Source organism: Rhodanobacter denitrificans, from assembly GCF_003335105.1.
GTDB classification, from domain to species: Bacteria; Pseudomonadota; Gammaproteobacteria; order Xanthomonadales; family Rhodanobacteraceae; genus Rhodanobacter; species Rhodanobacter denitrificans_A.
On record NZ_QFWQ01000001.1, the window covers coordinates 131,762 to 145,671 of the forward strand.

Sequence of the window (13,910 nt, forward strand, 5' to 3'; positions counted from 1 at the left end):
CGAAGGCGAGGCCATGAGCGCATTATTATTGCGTATTTACAGGTAATACCGGACACATATTGCATATGACGACACTCGATCGCACCGACCTGCGTCTGCTCGCCGTGCTGCAGGGCGAAGGCCGCATCACCAACGCCGAGCTGGCCGAGCGGGTCAGCCTGTCGCCGTCGGCGTGCCTGCGCCGGCTGCAACGGCTGGAAGCGGACGGCATCATCACCGGCTACGCCGCGCAGATCGACCCGCAGGCGGTGGGGCTCGGCCTGCAGGCCTTCGTGCGGGTGCAGCTGACCAAGCACGAGAGCGCGGCGATCGAAGGCTTCGTCGAGCGCGTCAACGGCTGGGACGAGGTGGTCGCCTGCCACGCGCTGACCGGCGACATGGATTACCTGCTGCATGTCTATGTGGCCGACCTGCAGGACTTCTCGCGCTTCCTGCTCGACCATCTGCTGAACGCCGCCGGCGTGGCCGACGTCAATTCCAGTTTCGTGCTGCGCACGGTGAAGCGTTCGCCGTCGCTGCCGCTGGGCCAGCTGGAACGTTGACGCTCAGGCGGCCTCGCTAGCCAGGGCCAGCGGCGCGTCGTCGTTGCGCCGACGGATGCGCAGGGCGAGGAAAGCCGCCGCCACGCCGGTGGCGCCGGCGACCACGAACGGCATCAGATAGCTGCCCAGCTGTACGCGCAGCACGCCGGCCATGAAAGCCGCGGCGGCGGCACCCACCTGATGGCCGGCGACCACCCAGCCGAACACCACCGGCGCGTCGCGCTCGCCGAAGGCATCGGTGGTGAGGCGCAGCGTGGGCGGCACGGTGGCGATCCAGTCCAGTCCGTAGAACACGCCGAACAACGACAGGCTGTACAGCGAGAAATCGGAATACGGCAGATAGATCAGCGACAGCCCGCGCAGGCCGTAATAGGCGAACAGCAGCTTGCGCGGGTCGACGCGGTCGGTGAGCCAGCCCGAGGCGGTGGTGCCGAACAGGTCGAAGATGCCCATCATCGCCAGCAGCCCGGCCGCGCGTACCTCCGGAATGCCGTGGTCGCCGCACAGCGCGATGAAGTGCGTGCCGATCAGGCCGTTGGTGGTGAAGCCGCAGACGAAGAAGGTGGCGAACAGGTACCAGAACGCGCCGCGCCTGCTGGCGCGCCGCAGGGCGCCCAGGGTCAGCGCAAACAGATTGCCGCTCGCGGCGCCGGCATCGGCGGCCTCGTCCGGACCGGCGCCGTAGCGGACCAGGCCAATGTCGGCCGGCCGCTCCGGCAGCAGCCACAGCACCAGCGGCAGCAGCGCGAGGCAGCAGGCGGCGATGGTCAGCACCACCGCGCGCCAGCCGGCGTACTCGGCGATGGCGGCCAGGCCCGGCAGGAAGATCAGCGTGCCGGTGGCGGTGCTGGCGGTCAGCAGGCCCATCACCAGGCCGCGATGGCTGCTGAACCAGCGGCCGACCACGGTGGCGCCCAGCACCACCGCCACGCAGCCGGTGCCGGCGCCGGACAGCACGCCCCAGCTCAGCAGCAGCTGCCAGGGCCGGGTCATCGCGGCGCTGCCGGCGGCCGCCAGCACCATCACGGACAGCGCGATGAGCAGCACGCGGCGGATGCCGAAGCGCTGCATCAATGCCGCGGCGAACGGACCCATCAGGCCGTACAGCAGGATGCCGACCGCGGCGGCGGTCGAGATGCTGTCCCGGCTCCAGCCGAAGGCGCGGCCCAGCGGCAGCATCAGCACGCCCGGCGTGGCGCGCATGCCGGCCGACACGAGCAGGGCGAGGAACACCACCGCGATCACCACGAACGCGTAGTTTTGGCCGAACGGCCGTGGGCGCTGTATAGTCATGTTACCGATCGGTACGGGCGGGAAGCGCAGCGTACGTACCGATCGGTAACATTGTCAACAGGTCATGCTAAATCAGGTCAGGCCATGTCCCGCCGTTCCAGAACCAGGGAAGCTCCCCCCGCCGAAGCGCCGCGTCGCGCGGCCGATCGCATCCGCGACACCGCCTTCGAGCTGTTCTACCGCGAGGGCATCCGTGCCATCGGGGTGGAGGAGATCGTCAACCGCGCCGGCGTCACCAAGCCCAGCCTGTACCGCGCCTTCGAATCGAAGGACGAGCTGGCGGCGGCCTACCTGCGCGACTACGACCAGCGTTTCCGCCAGCGTTTCGAGGAATCGGCGGCCAGCCACCCCGGCGATCCGCGTGGCCAGCTGCTGGCCTATCTGGAAGGCCTCGCGTCGCGCGCCAGCAGCGACGGCTACCGCGGCTGCGGACTGACCAACGCGGTGATCGAATATCCCGACCCCACGCATCCGGCGCACCGGGTCGCGGTGGAGAGCAAGCGTGCACTGCGGGAGCGCCTGCGACACCTGAGCGAGGCGATCGGCGCGCGCGATCCGGTGGCGCTGGCCGACGGGCTGCTGCTGCTGATCGAGGGTAGTTACGTTTCCGGCCAGACCTTCGGCGAAGATGGCCCGGCACGCATCCTGGCGCGTGCCGCGCGCTGCCTGATCGACGCCAGCCTCGAAGGCTGAAGCGCGAAGTTTCAAACGCCGGCTGCGTCACCCGCTGCGACGATGCGCGCACGTACTGCCGAAGCGGGGCCGCATTGACGTTAAACTTGCCGGACTGATGAGCACCGATACCGATACCGATACCGATACCGTTCCCGAACGCGATCCGTTGCGTCCGCTGCGCTATTTGTGGCGGGTGCCGCTGGTGCTGCTGCACATCGTGCTCGGCGTTGCGCTGTGCGCGTTGATCCTCAGCTGGAACCAGCAGGCGGTGATGAAGGACGGCCGCGAGCCGTTCGCGCACCGCATGATCCGCTGGTGGTCGGTCAGGCTGTTGCGCATCTTCGGCCTGCGCTCGGTGCGTTTCGGCGAGCCGCTGCGCGATCCGGTGCTGTTCGTCGCCAACCACACCTCGTGGATCGACATCGTGATGCTGCACAGCCAGCGCGCGGCCTGCTTCGTGGCCAAGGCGGAGATCGCCGACTGGCCGCTGGTCGGCTGGCTGGCCCGGAACGGCGGCACCATCTTCCATCGCCGCGGCAACAACCATTCGCTGTCCACGGTGATGCAGGCGATGGTCGAGCGGCTGCGCGGCGGCCGTTCGGTGGCGGTGTTCCCGGAGGGCGGCACCGGTTACAACGGCGTGCTGAAGGTGTTTCACGCTCGCATCTTCCAGGCCGCGCTGGACGCCGGGGTGCCGGTGCAGCCGGTGGCGCTGCGCTTTGCCCGCGACGGGCGGCGGGTGGTCGACGCCGGCTTCCGCGAGCACGAGAGTTTCGTGCAAAACATCGTGCGCATGCTGGGCGAGGCGCCGCTGGACGCCGAGGTGCACTTCCTGGCGCCGGTGCCGGCCACCCCGGAGGCACGCCGGCGCATGGCCGAGCTGTCGCGCGAACGCATCGCCGCCGCACTGGAAGACGACATCGGATGAACCTGCTGCACGGAAAGGACTTCCGGCCGCCCTGGCCGCTCACCAGCGGCCATATCCAGACCATGCTGTCCTCCAGCGGCGTGCGCCGCATGCTGCTGCCGCGCGCGGCAACGGCCGTGCAGCGCGGCGCCGAGGCGGTGGTGGTGGACGGCGGCGGCGGCGTGCGCCTCAGCGGCGCGTACACCGCGCAGCAGATCCGGCCGCAGCCGCGTGGCCTGGCCGTGCTGTTCCACGGCTGGGAGGGCAGCGTCGATTCCACCTACGTGCTGCAGACCGGCAGTCGCCTGCTTGCCGATGGCTGGGACATCTTCCGGCTGAACTTCCGTGACCACGGCGACAGCCACGGACTCAACGAGGCGCTGTTCCACTCCTGCCGCATCGACGAGGTGGTGCATGCACTGGGCGACATCGCGCAGCGCTGGCCGGCGCGTCCGATCGCGCTGGCCGGCTTCTCGCTGGGCGGCAACTTCGCGTTGCGCGCGGCGATGCAGACCTCGCGCGTCGGCATTCCGCTGAGCTACGTGCTGGCGGTATGCCCGATCATCGATCCCGGCGAGGGTCTGTTCTCGCTGGAGGAAACGGCGCCGTGGTTCTACCAGGCCTACTTCATGCGCAAGTGGCGGCACTCGCTGCAGGCCAAGCAGAAGGCGTTCCCGCAGCACCAGTATTTCGAGATGTCCGAACTGAACCAGCACCTGCGCGGGCTGACCGAGGCGATGGTGCTGCGGCATACCGACTTCCAGTCGCTGCAGCAGTATCTGGACGGCTATTCGGTGGCCGGCGACATCATGCAGTCGCTGCAGATTCCCGCCACCATCCTCACCGCCCGGGATGATCCGGTGATCCCGGTCAGCAGCTTCGAGAAACTCGAACTGCCGCCCAACGTCGAGCTGGACATCGCGTCGTACGGCGGCCACTGCGGCTTCATCCGCGACTGGGGCATGACCAGCTACACCGACGACTACATCGCCACACGCTTCAATGCGGTGGCGGACGCCGGCGCCGCCTCAGGCTGAATCGGCTGGCGGCCAGCCGCGGCCGGGCATGTTGCGACGCGGTTTGACAGGTTCGATTTAGATCGATACAAATCGCTCCATACCGGCGTTCCTGCTCCAGTTTTCCGCGCCTCGGCAGTCGCCGCGGACGACGTGAAACGCCGCCACCGCCACACCGACGCAGAGGGCTGGCCGTGACCGGATCGCCGTTGACGAAATTCGCGCACGCCGGCCGGTGCCTGTGCCGCGGGCTGGGGTTGATCGGGCTGCTGCCGGTGCTGGCGATCGCGGCCGCACCGACGACCTTCCAGACCTCGTTCGAACCCGGGCAACCGATGCCGTCGGCCATGCGGCCCACGGCGCCGTTCTCCGTCGACGTGGCCGGTGGCCCCGGCACCGCGGCGGCGCTCGCGGCCATGCCCGGAGTCGGCTTCAGCGGGCTGCATTCGCTGCATTACCGCGGCAGCGCCGGCGGGCAGCAGCAGGCGGAACTGTACGCGGTGAACCTGCCGGTGCAGCCGGATACGCAGCTGTCGTACCTGGTCTTCCCGCTGTCGAACGCGGGCGACCTGCGCAATCCGGCCAACTACGTGGCGGTGGATCTGCTGTTCGACGACGGCAGCCGGCTGTCCACCCGCGGCGCGCGCGACCAGCACCGGGTGGGCGCCTCGGCGCGCGCGCAGGGCGAGGGCCGCACGCTGTATCCGGACCAGTGGAACCAGCTGTCGATCGACGTCGGTGCGGTCGCCGCGGGGCGCACGATCAAGCGCATCGTGCTGATGCACGACGGCCCGGCAGCCCGCTTCGAGGGCTACCTGGACGACCTGCGTATCGGCGCCGCGCCGATCGACGCGCGCCGGCGCCCCAGCGAGTTCGTCGACACCCGCCGCGGCAGCAACTCCAATGCGCGCTTCTCGCGCGGCAACACCTTTCCCGCGGTGGCGGTGCCGCACGGCTTCAACTTCTGGACGCCGGTGACCGACGCCGGCTCCGACTGGATGTATCAGTACCAGCAGCGCAACGGCGCCGACAACCGCCCGCGGCTGGAGGCGTTCGCGCTGTCGCACGAGCCGAGCCCATGGATGGGCGACCGGCAGACCTTCCAGCTGATGCCTGCCGCGGTGGCGCATGGCGCGCCCAGCGCGAACCGCGCGGCGCGTGCACTGAGCTTCAGCCACGCCAACGAGACCGCGCACGCGCACACCTACCGCGTGGCGTTCGACGACGGCATCGTCGCCGAGGTCGCGCCGACCGACCATGCTGCGATGTTCCGCTTCACCTTCGCGGGCGACCGCTCGCAGCTGGTATTCGACAACCGCGACGACCACGGCGGCATCGTGCTGGACCCGGCGACGCGCAGCTTCAGCGGCTGGTCCGACGTGAAGAGCCGGCTCTCCGCCGGCGCCACCCGGCTGTTCTTCTACGGCACGCTCGACCAGCCGGTCAGCGAGAGCGGGGGCCTGAGCGGTGAAGGGCGCGATCACGTCGCCGCCTGGTTCGGCTTCGACACGACGAAGACGAAAGTGGTGAACCTGCGCATCGCCACCTCGCTGATCAGCCTGGAGCAGGCGCGGCACAACCTGGCGCTGGAGATCGCGCCAGGCGAGAGCTTCGACGACGTGCGCGGGCGCGCGCAGCAGCAGTGGGATGCGCAGCTCGGCATCGTCAGCGTGGATGGCGCCAGCGCCGACGAACGGACCACGCTGTACTCCAACCTCTATCGCCTGTTCCTGTATCCGAACGAGGCCTACGAGAACACCGGCAGCGCGGCGCAACCGCGCTACCGGTATGCCAGCCCGTTCTCCGCTCCGACCGGCCACGACACGCCGACCCACACCGGCGCGCGGATCGTCGACGGCCAGCCCTACGTCAACAATGGGTTATGGGACACCTACCGCACCGCGTGGCCGGCTTACGTGCTGCTCACACCCGCGAAAGCCGGCGAGATGATCGACGGCTTCGTGCAGCAGTACCGCGACGGCGGCTGGATCGCGCGCTGGTCGTCGCCCGGCTACGCCGACCTGATGGTCGGCACCAGCGCCGACGTGGCGTTCGCCGATGCGTGGCTGAAAGGCGTGCGCCACTTCGACGTGCGCGCGTTCTACCAGTCCGCCCTGAAGGACGCCACGGTGGTCAGCCCGCTCGCCGGCACCGGCCGCAAGGGGCTGCAGCGTTCCATCTTCAACGGCTACACCGACACCGGCGTGGACGAGGGGCTGTCGTGGTCGATGGACGGCTACATCAATGACTTCGCGATCGGCAACCTCGCCGCCGCGCTGGCGCAGCAACCCGCGGCAGGCGATCCGTATGCCGCGCATTATGCCGACGACGCGCTGTATTTCCGCCAGCGCGCGCTGGGCTATGCGAACCTGTTCGATCCCGCGACGGGCTTCTTCGTGGGCCGCGATGCGGCCGGCAAGTGGCGCTACGACGCGGAGCATTTCGACCCGCTGCGCTGGGGCGGCGACTACACCGAGACCAACGCCTGGAACATGGCCTTCCACGCGCCGCAGGATGGCGCCGGCCTCGCCGCGCTGTATGGTGGCCGCGCCGCGCTGGCGGCAAAGCTCGACGCGTTCTTCGCCACGCCGGGCGAGTTCCACGTCGGCAGTTACGGCGAACCGATCCACGAAATGCTGGAGGCGCGCGACGTGCGCATGGGCCAGTACGGCCACAGCAACCAGCCATCGCACCACATCATCTACATGTACGACTTCGCCGGACAACCATGGAAGGCGCAGGACAAGGTGCGCGACGTGCTCAGCCGCCTCTACGTCGGCAGCGAGATCGGCCAGGGCTACCCGGGCGACGAGGACAACGGCGAGATGTCCGCCTGGTACCTGTTCAGCGCCGCCGGTTTCTATCCGCTGCGCATGGGCACGCCGGAGTACGTGATCGGCGCGCCGTATTTTCCGCACATGGACATCGCACTGGAGAACGGCAAGCACCTGGTGATCGACGCGCCGGCAGTGAGCGACGTCAACCGCTACGTACAGGGCCTACGCGTCAACGGCCAGCCGTGGAACAAGCTGACCCTGCCGCACGCGCTGCTGGCGGCGGGGGCCACGCTGGAGTTCGCGATGGGACCGCAGCCCTCGCGCTGGGCCAGCGACGACGCGGCGCTGCCGCCGTCGCTCACCACTCAGGGCCGACCGCAGCCGCTGCACGACTTCACCGACGGAGGGCAGGGCAAGCTGCGCAGCGTGCCGGCCATCGCGCAGCTGTCCGCGCTGTCCGACAACGACGCCACCACCGAGGTCGCGCTGCCGGCCGCGGCGACCACCCTCAACTGGTACTTCGCGCAACCGCGCGAGGTCGCGGTGCTCACGCTCACCTCGGGCGCCCGCATCGCGGCGCCCTCCGGCTGGCAACTGCAGGCCTCCCGCGACGGCCGGCACTGGCGCACGCTGGATGCGCGGCAACACGAGCGTTTCGCGTGGCCGCACCAGACACGCGCCTTTGCCGTGCATGCACCGGGCAACTACGCGTATTACCGGCTGCGCCTCGATCCGTCGGCGGGTGCTGCGCCGACGGCGCTGGCCGAAATCGAACTGCTCGGGTCGGGCGCGGCGGGTCCGTAAGAGCGGGCGCTTCAGAGTATCGCCGTCAGCACCCGTTGACGCATCCAGCAGGCGATGCTCATGCGGTCGCGCGTGGCCGGGAGCACCTCGTGCTCGAACTGCGCGGAGAGGAACAGCAGCAGGCTGCCGGCGTGCGGAGGGATGTCGCGATGCGAGCCGCCGTCAAGATACAGCCGCAGCGCGCCGCCGTCCGCCGCCAGCCAGTCTTCGTTGAGGTAATACACCGCCGACACCACCCGCGCGTCGCTGTCGCGCAGGCGGTCGAGATGGCGGGTGTAACCGGCGCCCGGCGGATACACCGCGTAGTGCGCCTCGCATTCGACCAGACCCAGCATCAGCTCGCGGTTGAGCGCGGTCCGCAGCGCGTCGAGGCGATCCATGAACGCCTGCTGCGCCGCGCTCATCGCCCCGGCGTGGAACCACTGCGTGCTGTCGCCGCGCAAGGGCGTGGCCGTGCGCGCGGCGCCCACCCGCGCCGGCGTCAGCCGATGCGCCTCGTGCAAGGCGCGGCACTCGGCGGCCAGCGCCCACGTCTCTGCGGCCGGCAACAGATCCGGCAGCACGCACCAGCCATCCGCAGCCAGCGCGTCCGTCGCGCCGTCGAATGCGTTCGATTCGATGTTCATCGGCGCCAGTGTAACCGTGCAGGCCGCGCTATCGCCCGCGCAGCGGATCGAGCAGCGACGACAGCCCGTTGTGATCCAGCTCCAGCATCAGCGCGAGCAGCCGGCCCAGCTCGCCTTCCGGAAAACCCTTGCGCGCGAACCACGCGAGATACGCGCCGGGCAGGTCCGCGATCAGCCGGCCCTGGTGCTTGCCGTACGGCATGCGCGCGCTCACCAGCTTCGGCAGGTCTTCCACCCCGGCAATCAAGGCTTCACAAACCTCAACGTCATCCGGTCCGACTCGCCGATCGCCTTCATCTGCGCATGCTCGCTGCCGGGGCCGGCCAGGTCGGGTGGCAGGCGGTGCACGTTGATGTCTTCCGGGTCGTTCGGGTTGGCATTGACCTCCGACACGCCGGCCACGCGGAAGCCGGTCTTGAGGGCCAGCGCGATCAGGTAATCCTCCGGGATACGGTGCAACGCCCCGGCGCTTTCCACGCCGTCGGCGAACGGTCTGGCGCGGTGTTCGGTGACGCCGAACACGCCGCCGTGCCTGAGCACGTTGAATGCGGTCTTGAACACGGCATCGAGCGTGGCCGGGCTGTGGTTGAGCCAGTCGTGCGTGTTGCGGAAGGTGAGCACCATGTCAGCGGAATTGTCGGCGCCCAGCTTCACCTGCTCCGGTGGGGCGAACGGGACGATCTTTGCGACGTGCCCGTACACCGCGGGGTCGGCCTTGAGCTTGGCGGTGAACTTCGCCGCCGATGGTGGCGCCGCTTCGATCAGGCGGCCGTGCGCGTGGAGGAAGGGCGCGAGGATCTCGGTGTACCAGCCGCCGCCGGGCGCCAGCTCGATCACCGTCATGTCCGGCTTGATGCCGAAGAACTGCAGGGTCTCGAGCGGGTGCCGGTATTTGTCGCGGGCCCGGTTCGCATCGGAACGCCAGTGGCCGCTCACCGCCTGCTGCAGCGCCGCGGCGGTGCTGTCGGCAGCGCTGGGGGGAGTGGCGTTGGCGACGGCTGGCAGCAGCACGGCGGAGAGCAACGGGATGAGCAGTTTGCAGGTACGACGAAACATGGTTCGACCCTCCTGGCGATGGGCCTTCCAGACTACGCCGAAACCGGGCGTCGGGTAGAACCGCGCCGGCGTTGCGCGGCGCGTGTGGGTGTCGTTCGATCAGCGGGAGATCGATTGTTTTCGCCACGCGGCCACGCGGGCGCCGCGCGCGCCCGGTTCGCTCATGCCGCTTCCCTGAAAGAGGGCCAGTTTAGCGGGCGTCGCCGTTTCTGGCTTCGCGCGGTCCGGGGTAGCCTCGCCTTCGAGTCACCCGTGCGTCGTCGTCGCGCAGCCAGGCGTGGGCCGCGCATGCACGACGCGGGGACAGCCGCACCAGCTTCGCCCGATGCGGGCCGTGCGCATCGACGGGCTTTTCAGCGCGTGCCCCAGGAAATCCCGGGCAGGCCCTTCGTGGCCTGCTGCTTCGCGGCCTGCAGGCGGTCGGGCGACAGGCCGAGGGCGGTCAGCATGCTGGGTGCCAGCTGGGTGGTGCTGACCGGTGCGTCCAGCTGCTCGCCGTGATGGGCCCATCGCGGATTGCTGAGCAACAGGGCGACGTGGGTGTCGTCGTCGTCGAAGCCGCCGTGCTCGGCCAGCTTGGCCTCTCCAGGCTTGCCGTAGATCACGCCCGGCGCGGGAACCACCAGCAGGTCGGGCGTGCGCGCATCCGCGGCGGAAACCGCCAGGAAGCGGAGCAGGGCCGGCCCCTGGAGCACCTGCCGGATGCCCAGCGCCTGGCGCGCCTGCTGCAGGGCCGCCGCGACCCGCGGCGCGTCGCCCGGTTCCTTCAACCAGACCAGCGCGCCCTGGTCCGCGGTCAGCTGCGCAAGTCCGTGGGGCGCCGCCGCCTCGATGCTCCGCCGCAGCGCCTGCTTGTCGACGTGCCGCAGCTGCGCCCGATCGATCGGCGCGTTGCCGTGCTTGGCCGTCACCACGATCAGGGTGGAGTCGAGCAGCCGCCGCGCACGCAAGGCGCGCACCATGTCGCCAAGCAGCGCATCGCAATGGTCCAGGGCGCCGCTCAGCGCGGCGGTCGGAGCGCCGTCCGCATCGGCATATCCGGCAAGCTTCTGCGCCACGTTGACCGCCTGCAGGTTCATGCCGAACAGGCTGGGCACGGGTGCGCGTCGGCTCCGGTCGTGTGTCCAGCCGTCGATCTGGTTGAACAAGGCCTGCGCCTTCATGGTGTCGTAGCGCTCGGTGCGGTCGATCGACCCGGTGATGTGATCGGCCGGCCTGGTGCGTTCGCCCTCGTAGTCGCCGCCGATTTCCGGGGTGTACAGGTCGTCGATGTCGCCGCCATCGGGCCCCTCGAGGATCTCGTAAACCGGATGCTTGTCGATCCAGGCGGTATACCCGCCGGCGGCATGGACCACCGAGAACACGGTATTGCTGCGCAGGTAATCGTGCGGATAGACCGGCGCGCAGGCACCCGGCCGGTGCGGCAGTCGCGCGGGGTCGAGCTGCCGCCGGCCCTGCGCATCGGCCGCGCCGTCGGCGGCCTCGTCGAAGGCGACCGGCGTGCCCGTGCGGCCGGCCTTGCAGTCCGCCGTGCTGCCGCTCAGCCGGCGGTCGTAGCTCACGTCGAAATACACGCCAGTGGCGGCGGGCGTGCCGCCGGTCATGATGCCGAGCAGGCCGGGGAACGAGTCGGCGGGCACCACCGCATGGGCGTTGCGGTACTCCACGCCGGCGGCCGCCAGCGCCGCCAGGGTCGAGCGGGGGTGCTGCCGGATGTAGTGGTCGAGGTCGCTGGCGTGCATGCCGTCCACGCTGACCAGCAGCACGTGCCGGATGCGGCTCGCCGGCATGGTCGCATGGACCGGCAAAGCAAGCATAGCGGCCAGGCCGGCGGCAGCCAGCGCGGCGGCGGACGTCTTTTTCATGGCGGCTGATCCGTGGTCGTGTCGGTGCGCCGGGAGGGTGGCCGCGACGGATGCGCGGTTTCTCCCGGGTGGTGCTCAGAAATGCGCGGAAAGATCCAGCTCGAAGCTGCGCTCCGGAATCGTCCAGTACAGCGGGGTGCCGTCCTGTCCGGTGTAGCCGGCCAGCGCATTGATGCGCGTGTTGTCGGCGAGGTTGTTGACCTTGACCGACACGGTGGCGTCGCGCACGGCGCCCAGCGGGTGCACGAACACGTAACTGGCGGCCAGGTCGGCGGTGGAGTAGCCGCCCAGCCGCTCGGTCTGCCCGTCGTCGCCATAACGCACGCCCACATACTTGTCGATCAGCGAGGCCGACCAGGGGCCGTGATCGAACAGCACGCCGAGGGCGGCGGTGCGATCCGGTGCGTTCGGCAGCCACGAGTCGTCGCTCTTTTTCCTGGCGCTGTTCAGCGAGGCGTTGCCGTACACACTGAAACCGCCGGCGAGCGCCACCGTGAGCTCGCCTTCCACGCCTTTGTAGATCGCGCCGCCGGCGTTGTAGAACATCGTCTGGGCGGCGATCTTGCGGCTCTCGATCTTGTTGCTGAAGTCGATGTGGTAGGCATCGAGCGAAAAATTCAGGCCGTCGGTGTTCCAGGCGGTGCCGATCTGCTCGTTGGTGGTGCCCTCAGGAACGACCTGGTTCTTCGACGGATCGATCGTGTAGAACGTGTTGAGGTTCGGCGCCAGGAAGCCCTTGGCCCACTGCGCGTAGGCGCTCCAGTGGTCGGCCAGGGCGTAGTGCAGGTCCAGCGACGGAAGATCACGCGTCCAGGTCTGCGCGTAGTTGATCGGCAGGCCGGTCTTCTGGTTGACCGCGGCGTTCAGCGTGCGGCGGAAATTCACGAACTTGAGGCCGCCGGTGACATCCAGCTTGTCCGTGGCGTGCCACTGGTACTCGGCATACGTCTGCATGTCGGTCAGGCTGTCGCTCATGTAGCGGTCGACCGCGGCGCTGGTGGGCACCGCGTTGAGCGCGCCGCCGTTGCTCCAGTCGATCTCATACTGGAGGCGCTGGTTGGTCTGCCGGTCGGCCCAGCCACCCAGGTGCACCTCACCGGGGCCGAATGTGTGGCTCAGGCGCAGGATGTCGCCGACCGAGCGGTAGTCCATGCGCATGCGCTGGCCGGGGACGTTGTCCGGGCCGTATACGGTGCCGTTGGGCTGCTCGCCGTTCGGGTCGGCGCCGTTGTAGCCGCGATGCCGGTAGCCATAGGTGTAGAGCTTGTCGCCGATGTCCCAGCCATCCAGCTTGGTCTGCAGGTCGAGGTATTCGAAGTCGGTGGTGATGTCGTCGTAGTTGTAGCGGTAGTACGACTGGCTCGTGGGGTCCGCGCTGAGTCCGTAGTCCGGCCCGAACTGCTCGATCTGCGCCCGCGTCGCGCCCAGCGAAACGTTCTGGTGCAGGCGGGTGAGGTTGCTGGCGAGGGTCAGCGTGGTGTCCGCGCCGAGCGGCTGCACGATCTTGCCGAAGAAGTTCTGGCGATCCAGCCCGGCATGCGTGAGATAGCCATCCGAATTCAGGTTCTTGACGCTGAAGTAGGCGGTGGTGCCGCCGTACTGGTCGAGCTTGCCGGTGTCCACGCGCACGCCTTCGACCTGGGTGTTGAAGCTGGCCACGCTGAGGAACGGGTTGACCGACATCGTCTGGTCGGGGTCCTTCGAGTCCACCGACAGGGTGCCGCCGAACGTCGCGTTGCCCAGCGTGCGCGCGCTGCCGGGGCCGCGATCGACGGTGACCTGGCCGATGTCCTGCGGCATGAAATACGAAGTCGAGTGCTGGGTGAAATCGTTCGAGTCACCCCAGGGAATGCCGTCGAACGTCACGTTGTATTCGCCGTTCTGGAAACCGCGTATCGACAGGAATTGCGACTCCATCAGGCCGGGACCGTTCGGGTCGACGTCGGCGACACTGGGCGCGATTTTCACGATATCGCTGTAGTTGGCGGTGGCAGCCGCCACGTTCTCGATGTAGCGATCGCCGATGATCGATTGCGGCTGGGTCGCCACCAGCGAGGCCTGCGTCGGCGCCTGGTCTGCCGCAGTCTCGACGCCCGCCGACACGACCACGCCTTTCAACTGCACGATCCGCGTATTGCTGCCCATCGTGCCGGTGGTGGTCGTGCCTGCGGTGGGTTGGGCCGTGTCAACCGGCGCATCGGCAGCCATGGCCAAGCGCAACGGAACGCTGCACAGCAGCACCGAGCCCAGGGCAGTTGCGACGGATACGGACAACAGCGACCGCTGAGCCGAAAGACGATTGCGCATGAAAAATCCTCGACGATGGGATTTCGGGCCGAATGGACGGGT

General features: G+C 68.9%; 11 protein-coding genes. 5 read left to right on the forward strand and 6 right to left on the reverse strand.

The features are described from left to right. Window positions 1-65 precede the first annotated feature (65 nt). On the forward strand, window positions 66-542 hold the full coding sequence (locus tag DEO45_RS00580; protein WP_114340383.1) for an Lrp/AsnC family transcriptional regulator: 477 nt from the start codon (window positions 66-68) through the stop codon (window positions 540-542). Window positions 543-545: 3 nt separating this feature from the next. Here the strand turns inward: DEO45_RS00580 and DEO45_RS00585 are convergent, their stop codons facing one another. Next, window positions 546-1,835 carry an MFS transporter gene (locus DEO45_RS00585; RefSeq protein ID WP_114340384.1) on the reverse strand — a complete coding sequence of 430 codons (1,290 nt, stop codon included), beginning with the start codon at window positions 1,833-1,835 and terminating at the stop codon, window positions 546-548. Window positions 1,836-1,919: 84 nt separating this feature from the next. On the opposite strand from DEO45_RS00585, the gene DEO45_RS00590 reads away from it, so the two are divergent. From DEO45_RS00590 to DEO45_RS00605, 4 genes are all read left to right on the forward strand, one after another. Continuing rightward, complete coding sequence (locus DEO45_RS00590; protein ID WP_114340385.1) at window positions 1,920-2,528, forward strand: TetR/AcrR family transcriptional regulator; 609 nt, start codon at window positions 1,920-1,922, stop codon at window positions 2,526-2,528. 97 nt (window positions 2,529-2,625) lie between these two features. Continuing rightward, on the forward strand, window positions 2,626-3,438 hold the full coding sequence (locus DEO45_RS00595; RefSeq protein WP_114340386.1) for a lysophospholipid acyltransferase family protein: 813 nt from the start codon (window positions 2,626-2,628) through the stop codon (window positions 3,436-3,438). Next, window positions 3,435-4,454: a YheT family hydrolase gene (locus DEO45_RS00600; RefSeq protein ID WP_114340387.1), complete on the forward strand. Its 1,020-nt coding sequence runs from the start codon at window positions 3,435-3,437 to the stop codon at window positions 4,452-4,454. Before DEO45_RS00595 ends, DEO45_RS00600 begins: the two co-directional genes overlap by 4 nt. 314 nt (window positions 4,455-4,768) lie before the next feature. Beyond that, window positions 4,769-8,014 carry a GH92 family glycosyl hydrolase gene (locus tag DEO45_RS00605; RefSeq protein ID WP_428992413.1) on the forward strand — a complete coding sequence of 1,082 codons (3,246 nt, stop codon included), beginning with the start codon at window positions 4,769-4,771 and terminating at the stop codon, window positions 8,012-8,014. 11 nt (window positions 8,015-8,025) lie between these two features. Here DEO45_RS00605 and DEO45_RS00610 read toward each other — a convergent pair whose 3' ends face one another. From DEO45_RS00610 to DEO45_RS00630, 5 genes are all read right to left on the reverse strand, one after another. After that, entirely contained in the window at window positions 8,026-8,640 is a 615-nt protein-coding gene (locus DEO45_RS00610; protein WP_114340388.1) for a 2OG-Fe(II) oxygenase, read from the reverse strand. A gap of 28 nt (window positions 8,641-8,668) precedes the next feature. Next, on the reverse strand, window positions 8,669-8,875 hold the full coding sequence (locus DEO45_RS00615; RefSeq protein ID WP_223250724.1) for a DUF3820 family protein: 207 nt from the start codon (window positions 8,873-8,875) through the stop codon (window positions 8,669-8,671). Between the two features lie 8 nt (window positions 8,876-8,883). Then, the gene (locus DEO45_RS00620) at window positions 8,884-9,696 is read right to left on the reverse strand and encodes a class I SAM-dependent methyltransferase (RefSeq protein ID WP_114340390.1); all 813 of its coding nucleotides are present in this window, start codon (window positions 9,694-9,696) and stop codon (window positions 8,884-8,886) included. A 353-nt stretch (window positions 9,697-10,049) separates the two neighbouring features. Next, complete coding sequence (locus tag DEO45_RS00625; protein ID WP_114340391.1) at window positions 10,050-11,561, reverse strand: alkaline phosphatase family protein; 1,512 nt, start codon at window positions 11,559-11,561, stop codon at window positions 10,050-10,052. Window positions 11,562-11,636: 75 nt separating this feature from the next. Then, window positions 11,637-13,868, reverse strand: a complete 2,232-nt coding sequence (locus tag DEO45_RS00630) for a TonB-dependent receptor (RefSeq protein ID WP_189339645.1) — start codon at window positions 13,866-13,868, stop codon at window positions 11,637-11,639. Window positions 13,869-13,910: the final 42 nt, after the last annotated feature.